The 11,280-nt window shown below is 70.7% G+C and carries 10 protein-coding genes; 8 read left to right on the forward strand and 2 right to left on the reverse strand.

The features are described 5' to 3' along the window. Positions 1 to 751: 751 nt before the first annotated feature. The 5 genes from gspD (at position 752) to BLR02_RS26995 (ending at position 7,264) form a co-directional block, all read left to right on the forward strand. Entirely contained in the window at positions 752 to 3,022 is a 2,271-nt protein-coding gene (gspD, locus tag BLR02_RS26975; RefSeq protein ID WP_090665347.1) for a type II secretion system secretin GspD, read from the forward strand. 36 nt (positions 3,023 to 3,058) lie between these two features. Further along, on the forward strand, positions 3,059 to 3,805 hold the full coding sequence (locus tag BLR02_RS26980; RefSeq protein ID WP_090571288.1) for a prepilin peptidase: 747 nt from the start codon (positions 3,059 to 3,061) through the stop codon (positions 3,803 to 3,805). 136 nt (positions 3,806 to 3,941) lie between these two features. Then, on the forward strand, positions 3,942 to 4,331 hold the full coding sequence (locus BLR02_RS26985) for a lytic transglycosylase domain-containing protein (protein WP_245704985.1): 390 nt from the start codon (positions 3,942 to 3,944) through the stop codon (positions 4,329 to 4,331). After that, on the forward strand, positions 4,328 to 6,037 hold the full coding sequence (locus BLR02_RS26990; protein WP_245704986.1) for a GspE/PulE family protein: 1,710 nt from the start codon (positions 4,328 to 4,330) through the stop codon (positions 6,035 to 6,037). The genes BLR02_RS26985 and BLR02_RS26990 overlap by 4 nt, the downstream gene beginning before the upstream one ends. A 3-nt stretch (positions 6,038 to 6,040) precedes the next feature. Continuing rightward, positions 6,041 to 7,264, forward strand: a complete 1,224-nt coding sequence (locus BLR02_RS26995) for a type II secretion system F family protein (protein WP_090571294.1) — start codon at positions 6,041 to 6,043, stop codon at positions 7,262 to 7,264. 67 nt (positions 7,265 to 7,331) lie between these two features. On the opposite strand, the gene BLR02_RS27000 is transcribed toward BLR02_RS26995, so the two are convergent. Beyond that, on the reverse strand, positions 7,332 to 7,733 hold the full coding sequence (locus BLR02_RS27000) for a GspH/FimT family pseudopilin (RefSeq protein ID WP_176849859.1): 402 nt from the start codon (positions 7,731 to 7,733) through the stop codon (positions 7,332 to 7,334). A gap of 79 nt (positions 7,734 to 7,812) precedes the next feature. Then, complete coding sequence (locus BLR02_RS27005; protein WP_090571298.1) at positions 7,813 to 8,148, reverse strand: hypothetical protein; 336 nt, start codon at positions 8,146 to 8,148, stop codon at positions 7,813 to 7,815. 235 nt (positions 8,149 to 8,383) lie between these two features. On the opposite strand from BLR02_RS27005, the gene BLR02_RS29860 reads away from it, so the two are divergent. The 3 genes from BLR02_RS29860 to BLR02_RS27020 are packed head-to-tail and all read left to right on the forward strand — an operon-like array spanning position 8,384 to position 10,298. Continuing rightward, positions 8,384 to 8,866: a type IV pilus modification PilV family protein gene (locus BLR02_RS29860; protein ID WP_176849860.1), complete on the forward strand. Its 483-nt coding sequence runs from the start codon at positions 8,384 to 8,386 to the stop codon at positions 8,864 to 8,866. Continuing rightward, positions 8,866 to 9,444, forward strand: a complete 579-nt coding sequence (locus BLR02_RS29865; protein WP_090571302.1) for a prepilin-type N-terminal cleavage/methylation domain-containing protein — start codon at positions 8,866 to 8,868, stop codon at positions 9,442 to 9,444. Before BLR02_RS29860 ends, BLR02_RS29865 begins: the two co-directional genes overlap by 1 nt. 47 nt (positions 9,445 to 9,491) lie before the next feature. After that, the gene (locus BLR02_RS27020; protein ID WP_176849861.1) at positions 9,492 to 10,298 is read left to right on the forward strand and encodes a type II secretion system protein GspK; all 807 of its coding nucleotides are present in this window, start codon (positions 9,492 to 9,494) and stop codon (positions 10,296 to 10,298) included. Positions 10,299 to 11,280: the final 982 nt, after the last annotated feature.

Raw genomic sequence — 11,280 nt, forward strand, 5'->3', positions numbered from 1 at the left:
GGCTGGGCCCTGGTCTGGAGCCTCGTCGCGGCGCTGATGGCGGAGCGGCGCAGACGCGAGTCCGAGCCGGCCTGATGGCGCGTGCGCGGCCTGGCAGCCTCGCCCGCGCTGCGGCACAGCGGCGCCGGCTTGCGCCGCGGCAGGCAAGCGCCAGGACGTCGAAGACGGCTCCCAAGGTGGCCCCTTGCTTGATCCAGTGGCGGGACCAGGGGCCTCGTGCACTGCCGACGGTGCCACCACCCAGGACAGCCTTGCCGCCGCAGGCGCCGAGCCTTACCCGGAGGCGGTCGTCAGCGTGCTGCCGCGGTCCACGGCGGTGTCTCGCGAGAGGGCCGAGACCCCATCGACGCAGCGGGAACGCCATCTGCAGGCCATCGCCGAGCACGGACGAGCGGTGTGATCGACGACGCGCTCTGTCCGGTCGCGGAGCACGGTGAGGACTCGGTGGGCAGGCGATTGCCGCCGATGCCGACCGCGTCAGCAGCAGGGCGACAACTTGCATCATCGGGACGAGCAGCAGGTGACCCCCAAGGGGGAGGACCAGAGCTCGTCGCGGCCGCGCTTTCAGGTTGCGAAAAACGGCATTTTTGCATAAACTCAATCATACGTAGAATTGAACAATCCCTTAATATTATCAGGAGATACTTTGGGCCGTCGGGGACATCTGGGGCGCAGCAGCACCCACCAGGGTCGCACGCCACCGGCGCGGGCCTATGGCGGTCTTGCGGGTACCCGCCTCTCGCCGGGCACCTTGCCCTGCTGCATACTGGCGCTTCTCGCCAGCGGCTGCACACCGCCACCCCCCCCGGCAATCAGCGCCCTGCCGGCCTCCCGGACCTTGCCGGCAGCGGCGCCACCACGGCTCGACAGCATCGTCGGCAGCCCGACGGCCGCCCCGCCGCCGCAGGTCGCCTATGGTCGCCCAGCCGCGCCCAGCCTACCCACGCCAACCCAGGGGCGGGGCACCGGCGAGGTCTCGCTCGATTTCGCCGGGACCGACATCCGCGAGGTTGTCGCGCAGATCCTCGGCACCCTGCTGCGGGAGAACTACGCCATTGATCCGGCGGTGCAGGGCACCGCAACCCTGCGGACGGTGCAGCCGCTGCCACGCGACCAGCTGCTGCCAACCTTGCAGGCGCTGCTGGCGCAGAACGGGGCGGCACTGGTGCGCTCGGGGGCGTTGTACCGCGTGGTGCCGGCGGCGCAGGCCGCAACGGTGGCTGCCGCCGAGGGCGTCGGCGGCAACTCGGTGGTGATGTTGCGCTACGCGGCTGCCGAGGATCTCGCCCGCGTCTTAGGACCGTTCGTCGCCGATGGCGGCCGGATCTCCGCCGACCCAGCGCGCAACGCGCTGATCGTCGGGGGCGATCCTCAGGCCCGTGACAACCTGCTAGGCCTGGTCCGCGCCTTTGACATCGACACGCTCGCCGGCCAGTCCTACGCGCTGCTGCCGGTGGCCGCCGGCGAGGTCCGCGACGTCGCCACCGCCCTGCAGGAAGCCCTGCGCGGGCCCGCCGCCGCCGGCAGTGGTGGGCCGATCCGGATTGTGCCGATGGCGCGGGTGAATGCGGTGCTCGTGGTCGCGCAACAGCCGCGGCAGATCGACGAAGCCCGGCGCGTCTTCACCCTGGTGGACAATGTGCGCCGGCAGACGGTGCGGAGCTGGCACGTCCATTATCTGCAGAACGGCACCGCCAATGATGCGGCGTATATGCTGCAGCAGGCCTTCACCCCCAACAACGTCACCGCCCAGCCAACCCGCCCACGCGGCGCCAGCGGCGTGGCCTCGATGGGAACCGGCGCCGGGACGGCAGGCGGATCGGGCCCCAGCCTGGGACGCCCAAGCCTGGGGGGCAACTCGGGTGGCGGCCTTGGTGGCGGGAGCTCCAGCGGTGGCGGCCTGGCCGGAGCCGGCACGCCAACAACCGGCGCGCCACCGGGTGCGGCGGGGAGCATTGCGCTGCTCGCCCCACCAGCGGCGGCCGCGCCGGGCCTCAACCCGCTGCTTGGACCGCTCGACCCTGGCGGCGCCGAGGCCAACTCCGACACCCTGCGGATCATCCCCGAACCGCAAAACAATGCCCTCCTGTTCTACGGCACGCGGCGCGAGGTCGAGACCATTGTAGCCATGCTGCGGAAGATCGACATCATGCCGCTGCAGGTGCGCATCGATGCGGTCATCGCCGAGGTGACGCTGAACGACACCCTGCAATACGGCACCCAATTCTACTTCCGTTCCGGCGGCCTCAACGGAATTCTCAGCACCGCACAGGGAGCGTTCAATCCGGCGGCGATTGCCTTCGGCGCGACGCTGCCCGGCTTCATCCTCGGCGGCACACGGGCGACCGGCGCACCGGCGGCGATCAGCGCCTTGCAGGATATCACCACGGTCAACGTGCTGTCCTCGCCGCAGCTTCTCGTGGTGGATAACCAGACCGCGCGGCTGCAGGTCGGTGACCTCGTGCCCTATCTCAGCCAGACCGCGCAGAGTGTCATCACCCCGAACGCGCCGGTCGTCAGTTCCATCAATTATCAGCAGACCGGCGTCGTCATCGAGATCACGCCGCGGGTCAACAGTGGCGGCCTCGTCACCCTCGACGTGATGCAGAATGTCAGCGACGTCGCCCGCAATATCACCACACCGGGCATCAACTCGCCGACCTTTCAGGAGCGCAGCGTGGTGTCGCGGGTGGTGGTGCAGGATGGCCAGACCATCGGTCTCGCCGGCCTGATCCGGGACAATGTGAATACCGGCAATCAAGGCATCCCCTGGCTGAAGGACATCCCGCTGCTCGGGGCTCTGGCGAGCACGCAGAACAATACGCGTCAGCGCACAGAGCTGCTGATCATGATTACGCCGCATGTGATGCGGGACCAGCGCGACGCGCGGGCGCTGACCGAGGATCTGCGCGAGCAGTTGATCAACGCCGCCGCAGTGCCCGAGCGGCTCAGCACCCTGCCGGCCTCCGGCTCGGCGGATCCGGGTGAGCGGCTACGCCGGCAGCTGGGTCTGCGGCGATGACGTGGCGGCAGTGAGGATGGTGGAGCGGAGGCGGTGATGCCCGAGTGGCTGCCGGCGCTGATTATGGCGCCCTTCGCCGGCCGTCTGGTGGCGCTGCTGGTGCACTGGCTGCCGCGCGACGCGCAGGCCGGGATCGCACCCTCCTGCTGCGCGGTCAGCGGCCGGCCGCCTGGCCCGCTCACGCGAGCGCCACTGCTCAGCGCCCTCGCTCGCCGCAGCCGCTGTCCTGGGTGCGGGGCGCCGATCCGCCCCGCCTATGGGGCGATCGACCTGGCTTGCCTGGGCATCGCGGCTTGGTCCGTGCTGGCGGAGGCTGACCCGCTGCGGGTGTGGCTGAGCTGCGGCCTGGGTTGGGCCATTCTCGCCCTGGCCTGGATCGACTGGGATCACCTGCTGCTGCCGGATGCGCTGACCTTGCCGCTGCTGCTCGCCGGATTAGGGGCGACCTGGCTGCTGGACCCCCTTGCTCTCACCGACCATGCGGTGGCGGCGGCGGCCGGCTATCTGGCCTTCCGCGCCATCGAACGCGGCTATCGGTGGCTGCGCGGGCGCGACGGCTTAGGCCAGGGCGATGCCAAGCTGCTGGCGGCTGCTGGCGCCTGGGTCGGCGTAGCAGCGCTGCCGCTGCTGGTGTGCATCGCCGCCTTGTCCGGCATCGCCCTGGTCGCGGTGCTGCGGTTGCTGGGTCGCCCGTTCCACGGGGCCATGGTGCTGCCATTCGGTCCCGCCCTGTGCATCGGGCTCTGGACCGTCTGGCTCGGCATCGGCGCGGCTGGGCGATAGGCCGCCGATCTCGATGGCTGAACGGCCAAGCTACAATAAACTTGGCTTGATGTTGCCACGAACACGTAATGATTGCTGGAACTGTGCGACCAACTTCGCTTCGGTGGCCTGAATGTCCGCGCCCTTTCTCGCCTGTATGGCGCTTGTCGCCTCGGCCTTCCAGCTGCCGCCGCGCGTCCTGCCGTCGATTCAGGCGGTCGAGGGCGGCCGTGTTGGCCTGGTCCGGAGCAACACCAACGGCTCGGAGGATCTGGGCGTGATGCAGGTCAACACGCTGTGGATCGCGCCGCTCGCCCGCCGCTCGGGCCTCCCGGCTGCGGAGGTGCGGGCACGGCTGGTGCATGACGCCTGCTTCAATATCGCCGCCGCCGGGCTGATCCTGCGGATTTACCTGGACGAAGCGCGGGGCGACCTGATGCAGGCGGTCGGCTACTACCATTCCCACACGCCCGAGCGCAGCCTCCGCTACCAGGCCAAGGTCGTTGGCGCAGCGCAGCGGCTGTTCGTGCGCCAGCCGCCGCCATGAGCCGCGACACAGCCGCGGGCCCTCCGGTCGGCAGCCCGATGGACCAGCTCGTGGCGCTGCTGCGCAGCAGCGGGCATTGCGACGACCGTGCGCTCGACCGCGCCCGCCGGGTCGCCGAGGAGGCCAGCCAGAGCCTGCCAACCGCGCTGTTGCAGCTCGGGCTGGTCACCGAGCGCGACCTCGCCCAAGCCTATGCGGCCCTGCTCAACCTGTCATTGGCCGGCGCCGACCGCTACCCCGCCGACGCGCCGCTCCTGGCTGATCGCCTGTCCGCCCGATTCCTGCGTGCCGCGCGGGCGCTTCCCGTCGCCATCGAGGACGGCACGCTCGTCGTCGCCCTGGCCGATCCGCTGGACCGCTTCACCGCCACCGCCATCGCCGCGGCCGCGCGCCTCCCCGTGCGGTTAGAGGTTGCCCTGCCGATCGAGCTCGATGCAGCGCTGAACCGGCTCTACCCGGATGAGGCCGCAGCGCCGACGGCCGAGGCCGCCGAATTGCTGGAGAGCGATACCGAACGGCTGAAGGATTTGGCCAGCGAGGCGCCGGTGATTCGCCTAGTGAACCAGCTCATCGCCCGCGCTGTGGAAACCCAGGCCTCCGACATCCATATCGAGCCCTTTGAGGACCGGCTCCGGGTGCGCTACCGGCACGATGGCGTGCTGGAAGAATCCGACAGCCCGCCGCTGCATCTGGCCCGGGCCATCATCTCCCGCATCAAAATCATGGCGCGGCTTGACATCGGCGAGCGGCGGCTGCCGCAGGATGGCCGCATTCGCCTGACCGTGCGCGGGCAGGATGTCGATCTCCGTGTGGCCACGATCCCCTCGCTGCATGGCGAGGCGGCGGTGCTGCGCGTGCTTGATCGCACCGCCGTCGCCTTCGACTACCGCCGGCTCGGACTGTCCCCGGCGGTGGTCGCCCGGTTCCGGGCAACGCTCGAGCTGCCGAACGGGCTGATCCTGGTGACCGGCCCGACCGGCAGCGGCAAGACCACCACGCTCTACACCGGGCTGCTGGCGCTGAACGCTGTCAGCCGCAAGATTGTCGCCGTTGAGGACCCGATTGAGTACCAGCTGCGCGGCATCAACCAGATTCAGGTGCAGAGCCAGATCGGCCTCTCCTTCGCCAGCCTGCTGCGGTCGATCCTCCGGCTGGATCCGGATGTGATCATGGTGGGCGAAATCCGCGACGGCGAAACCGCACAGATCGCCGTGCAGGCGGCGCTGACCGGGCATCTCGTGCTCTCGACGCTGCACACCAACTCCGCTGCCGCGGCCGTGACCCGGCTGCGTGACATGGGCGTGGAGGACTACCTGATGACCGCCTCGCTGCGCGGCGTTCTGGCGCAGCGGCTGGTGCGGCGGCTCTGCGTGGAGTGCCGTCGGGCCGCGCCGGCCTCGGCCGAGCTGATCCAGCGGTTCGCGCTGCCTCCCCGCTGTGATGGCGGCCAGGCGATCCTCTATCACCCCGTCGGATGTCCGGCCTGCCGGCAGACCGGGTACCGCGGCCGTGCCGCGATCGCCGAGTTCCTCGAGCTCGGGCCGGCGCTCGAGCGGCTGGTCTTTGCCCGCGCGGACCATATCGCCATCGAGCAGGCGGCGATCGCCGCCGGGATGATCCCGATGCTGCAGGCCGGCATCGCCGCGGCCCTGGTGGGTGAGACGACCATCGAGGAAGTCGTCCGCTGTGTGCGGGCTGAGGCCTGACGCGTGGCCAGCTTCCGGTACACCGTCATCGATCCCAGCGGCAAGCTCCGGCGCGGCAAAATGGAGGGGGCCGACGAGGCCGAGGTGATTGCCCGGCTGCGGCGCCAGGGCAATACGCCGGTGCGGGCTGAACCGGCCAGCGGGTCCCGCCTTGCCACACTGCTCTCCACCCGGCTGGCGGCCCGACGCGGGCTGCCGGCGCAGGCAGTGGCCGACCTGCTGCTCGAGCTGGCGACCATGCTCGGGGCCGGGCAGGATCTCGACCAGGCGCTGCGCTACCTCCAGACCGCGGCGTCGACCCCGCGGGCGGCCCGGGTGGCGACCGGGCTCCGCGATGCGGTGCGCGACGGGAGTCCGCTGTCGGTCGCCATGGCGCAGCAACCCGAAAGCTTCCGCCGGCTGCATATCGGCCTGGTCCGCGCCGGGGAAGCGGGCGGCACGCTGGGGCCGACCGTGGCGCAGCTTGCGGACCTGCTGCAGCGGCAGCGCAGCCTGGCGGCGAGCATCAACTCGGCGCTGATCTACCCCTGTTTGCTGCTGGCCTCGGCGGCCGGCTCGGTGGCATTGCTGCTGACCCAGGTGCTGCCGCAATTCGTCCCCCTGTTCGAGCAGAGTGGCAAGGCGCTGCCGGCCTCCACCCAGCTGTTGATCGACCTGAGCGACGCGGCCTCGCGCCATGGCCCCTGGCTCCTGGTGCTGGCGCTGGCGGGGCTGGTGGCGATGCCGGCGCTGCTGCGCCGACCGGGCCCGCGCCTGCTGATCGATCGGGCGCTGCTGCGGCTTCCCGTGATTGGAGGCCTGGTGCAGGAGGTCCTGGCGGCGCGCTTCAGCCGGGTGCTTGGCACGCTGCTGGGCAATGGTGTGCCGCTGATTGCCGCGCTCGGGGTCGTCCGCGAGGTGCTCGGCAACGCGGCCGCGGCTGCCGCCGTCGACAGCGCCGCCACGGCCGCCCGCGGCGGCGGCAGCCTGACGCAGCCGCTGCAGGAGGCCGGGATCTTTCCGCCTCGTACCATCCACCTGCTCCGCTTGGGCGAGGAGACCGCGCAGCTCGCTCCCATGGCCCTGCGCGCCGCGGCAATCCACGAGGAACGCACCCAGCTGGCGACGCAGCGGCTGCTGGCCCTGCTGGTGCCGGGGATCACCATCCTGATGGGGCTCGTGGTCGCCGGTATCGTGGTGGCGATGCTGACGGCGATGCTCGGCATGAACGACCTAGCCGAAGGCTGAGACCGTCGGGCCCGCTGGGTGCACCGCCGATCCGCATTCCGGGCCGGCCGGTGCGGGCGAGGGTCGGCTATCGAAGCGCTTGGGTGGTGACTCGCCCGGTGAGCCAGGCCACGCTGACCTGAACCGCCCCGCCTTCGCCGCGCAGCGTCAGCGCGCCGCCCGAAGCACTGCCATCGGGCGCGAAGCGGATAATGCCGGTCTCGATTGCCCTGATGCCTGGCGGGAAAGGTTGCGGTGCCTGCCCATCCCGCCGATGCCCAGCCGGGCTGATTGTCACCGCGACGCTGTGATTCGCGGCGATCGCCCGCGCCCGTGCCAGTTGCAGGGATTGCACCAGGGACCGCGCCGTGCCGTCCAGCTCCAACCGCGCGCTGCGGGCTGGCGGCTGGGCCGCCAACAGGCTCAGGACCAGGCCAAGGATGGCCAACACGGCCATCATCTCGAACAGCGTGAAGCCGGCCTGCCGCAATTCCCCGGTCCGCCCGCCGCCTGCTGCGGTGCTGCCGCCTAGTGCCGTGCCGCCCGCTGTGACCGCCGGTGCCATCGCGCTACCGAGCCACGTCCACCACATAGCCATTGCGCACGGCGCGAACCGCGAAGGTCCAGGCTTCGCAGCGCAGCGCCGGAACCTCGCCGAGGTGGGGCATATCGTAGTGCAGGACCATCACGCACAAGCTGCATCGCACCAGCCGCGGATCGGCGCTGGGTACCTCGACGATGGACCAGGGGTCGATCCGGGTATAGCGGCGGTCGAGCGGGAGGTGCTGGGCGATGACATCGACCACGCTCTGCAGCCGGCAGGTTGGTGGTGGTGCCGCGCGCGCCGTGATGCTGGGCCCCACCAGCAGGGCAACACTCAGCAATGCCATGAGTCGGGCCACCATCTGCACTCCCATTGCCCACCGGCGATGACTGCCCGCCACGACAGCCGGGCCTAAGCTGCCAGGGTCGATGCCCGGTGACCACTGGAGGTGCCGCGACAGTGTGGCACCGGCCGGACACGGTCCGGCGAGGCGGCACGGCGGCGAATGGTTGACGGTGAGACGCTGCACTCTTGCAAATGTTGATGGTGTCGTTCGCACATCGTCTTAAAATGGCCTGCATGCGTGATGAGAGCCGATGGCAGGATCTGTGATGCCGGGCGAGGCGGGGCAGGGCGGGTTCACCCTGCTCGAAGTGCTGATCGCCTTTGTCATCGCAGCAGCGGCGCTGACCGCGCTCACCCGGGCCGGGCTCGACGGGTTGCTCTCGCTGCAGGCCGCGAGCCACTACGAGCAGGCTCTGGCGCGGGCCCAATCGCGGCTGGCCACCGCGCTGCATGGTTCACCGCTGCGCCCTGGCACCCTCGAGGGCGACGATGGCGGCGGCTTCCGCTGGCGGGTGCAGGTCAGGCCGGCAGACGGCCCCACGGTGCAACCGCTGGGGAGCCGCGGTGCGCGGCGGCTGATGCGGGTGCAAACCGTGCTCTATGCGGTCAGCGTCCAGGTCTGGTGGGGTGGCGGCGATGCGGAGGCGGCCGCGCCGCGCATGGTGCGGCTCGACACCTTGCGGGTGGTGTCGACGCTGCTGCCGCGCGATACGGCGGTCGAGACGGCGCGGTGATGGCAGCATCCTGCCAAGGCCGGCGAGACGCCGCTGGCTTCGCGCTGCTGGAGATGCTGGTGGCGCTGGTGGTGCTGAGCCTCATCGCCGGTGGACTGAGCCAGGGCCTGCGCTTCGGGCTGCAGGTCTGGGGCCGTGCGGCGACGCTGATCGAGGCGGGCGACATGCTCGATGCCGTCGACCGCACGCTGCGCCACATGGTGGCACAGATGCATCCCGGCCAGCTCGGTCAACCAGCGCCGATGATCGGCGAGGCCGCGCGGCTGGGCTTCGTCAGCACGCTGCCGGGGCTGCCGCCACGCCGGGTGGAGGCCGTGCTGCTGGTCGATGCGCAGCGCCGGCTGGTCCTGCGCTGGCGGCCCTATCTCAACGCCCAACGCCTCCGCCCCCCCGACTTCGTCGACACCGAGCTGCTGCGCGAGGTTGCCGAATTCACGCTGGCCTATTGGCAGCCCGATGGCGGCTGGTCCCCGCGCTGGAATTCGCCCGATCTGCCGGCGCTGATCCGCATCCGCCTGCAGCCGGCGGGGGGACGCTGGCCCGACATTGTCGTGGCGCCAGGCCTCGACCGGCCATGACCGGGCGGAAGTCGCAACAGGGCTTCGCCCTCCTGACCGTGCTCTGGATGCTTGCCTTCCTCTCGCTGCTGGGGACCGGGGTATTGGCCGGCGCCCGCCAGAACACCCAGCGCGTCCGCAACCTGATCGATGCCGCCTCAGTGCGAGCGACCTCTGAAGCCGCGTTGCAGCAGACGATCTTCGCCCTGCTCGATCCCTCGGAGCGGCGCTGGCGCGTCGATGGCAGCCTCCGGGAGCTGCGCCTGGGCGACAGCCGCGCCACGGTGCAGGTCACCGATGAGAGCGGCAAGGTAAACCCGAATATCGCCGCGCCCGAATTGCTGGAGGCGTTGCTGGTGCAACTCGGGGTGGATCGGCGGAGTGCGGCGCGGCATGCTGCCGCCATTGTGCAATGGCGCAGCCCAGCCCAGGACGCGGCCGCCGCCGCCGCGCGCGCCCAACTCTATGCCGCCGCCGGACGGGATGTCCTCCCGCCGGGCACATTGTTCGACAGCCTGGACGATCTGGCCGCAGTGGTCGGCATGACGCCGGCCTTGCAGGCTCGGCTGCGGCCACACTTGTCGCTGTTCACCAAGGCCGATCCGGACCGCTCAACCACCGATCCGGTGGTGGCCGCCGCGCTCGGTCTGCCGACGCCGGCGGCCGCGCCGCGTGACGCCCCCGGCGAGAGTGCGGTGGTCACGGTTATTATACGCGTCAACGGTCCGCGGGGCACCCGCTACGCCGAGCAGATCAGCCTGCGGCTCAATGGGCGCACCGATGTTCGGCGGTTTGAGATCCTGGCCCGCGAGGTGATGCCCTGGCCGCCCGGGCCCAGCAGCGATCTGCGCGGCGCCAGGGCCATGAGCGGCTGAGCGCGGCCTGTCCCGCCTGCCGCGCCATGCGGCGCGAGGACGGAAGCGGCTCGCGATCACCAGCGCCTTCGTCTCCAGCATTCGGCGGCGGCAGCGCCGATGGCGCCTCGCGGGACAGACTTCGGCGCCTGGACGGGCGCGCTACGGGGCAGGCTGACGCAGCCCTGCTTCCGGCCGCAAGGCTTGGCGGGTCGTGGGCGCCGACCGTGGGGGCGAGGTGGTCGCCGCGCTGGCCGCGCTCCTGGCAACAAGCAGGTTCCGCGACGTCGACCCAGCCGCTTGGCAGGTCAGCATGCTGGCCAGCATGCCGACCATCCTGCCGCAAAGCCGGAGGGGCCAAGCCCCGGGAGCCGGGCCCAGGGCAGGGGAGAGACAGGCGGCATGACCAGCAGCCTTGCCCGGCTCCCGATCCGCCATCGAGGCGGTCACGCCGGCCATGCCGCACCGGTGCGAGGGGCCATCGCCCCTCCGGTTCGATCGACTGCGCCAGGCACGTCAGGGCGGCCTGGGCTGGACCAACGGCGATCGCTCCGCCATCCTCGCCCGCGCTGCGGGCCGGGGCCTGCCCGATCCGCAGCGCGGCGAAGCGCCGCTCGACGTCTCTCGGGCGTATCTCCGCCACCTCCTGCGGGACAGAGCTGCACCGACGCTGACCCGGCCTTCGATGGTGGCCGGGGTGGGGGTCACATGATCCAGGCCGCGCGGGGTACAGATGCCGCGCCCAGCCTGCCTGACCCGAGCCTGGTCGACACCATCGAGCGCCGGCACGGCAGGCGGATCGGCGCCACAGGGCTCCATCGCGACCCCGTCCGCTCCTCACGGGGTCCCTGCGTTAAGGCCGGTGGCCTAGGGTCTGTGACCGAACTCAGTGGTGCGCAAGTTGATCATGGTGGCAGCAAGATGGGCGAAGCCCATCCAACTGCGGCGTGTCTTGTCGCGTCGCAGGGTGATGCGAGCAAAGTCCTTGAGCCGGGAAAACAGG

It is taken from the genome of Belnapia rosea, assembly GCF_900101615.1.
Lineage (GTDB): Bacteria > Pseudomonadota > Alphaproteobacteria > Acetobacterales > Acetobacteraceae > Belnapia > Belnapia rosea.

Bases quoted from the DNA above. Each gene is read 5' to 3' on its own strand.
- BLR02_RS26980 (WP_090571288.1), top strand. From the start codon at position 3,059: ATGCCCGAGTGGCTGCCGGCGCTGATTATGGCGCCCTTCGCCGGCCGT.
- BLR02_RS26985 (WP_245704985.1), top strand. From the start codon at position 3,942: ATGGCGCTTGTCGCCTCGGCCTTCCAGCTGCCGCCGCGCGTCCTGCCG.
- BLR02_RS26990 (WP_245704986.1), top strand. From the start codon at position 4,328: ATGAGCCGCGACACAGCCGCGGGCCCTCCGGTCGGCAGCCCGATGGAC.
- BLR02_RS27005 (WP_090571298.1), bottom strand. From the start codon at position 8,148: ATGGTGGCCCGACTCATGGCATTGCTGAGTGTTGCCCTGCTGGTGGGG.
- BLR02_RS29860 (WP_176849860.1), top strand. From the start codon at position 8,384: ATGGCAGGATCTGTGATGCCGGGCGAGGCGGGGCAGGGCGGGTTCACC.
- BLR02_RS29865 (WP_090571302.1), top strand. From the start codon at position 8,866: ATGGCAGCATCCTGCCAAGGCCGGCGAGACGCCGCTGGCTTCGCGCTG.
- BLR02_RS27020 (WP_176849861.1), top strand. From the start codon at position 9,492: ATGCTTGCCTTCCTCTCGCTGCTGGGGACCGGGGTATTGGCCGGCGCC.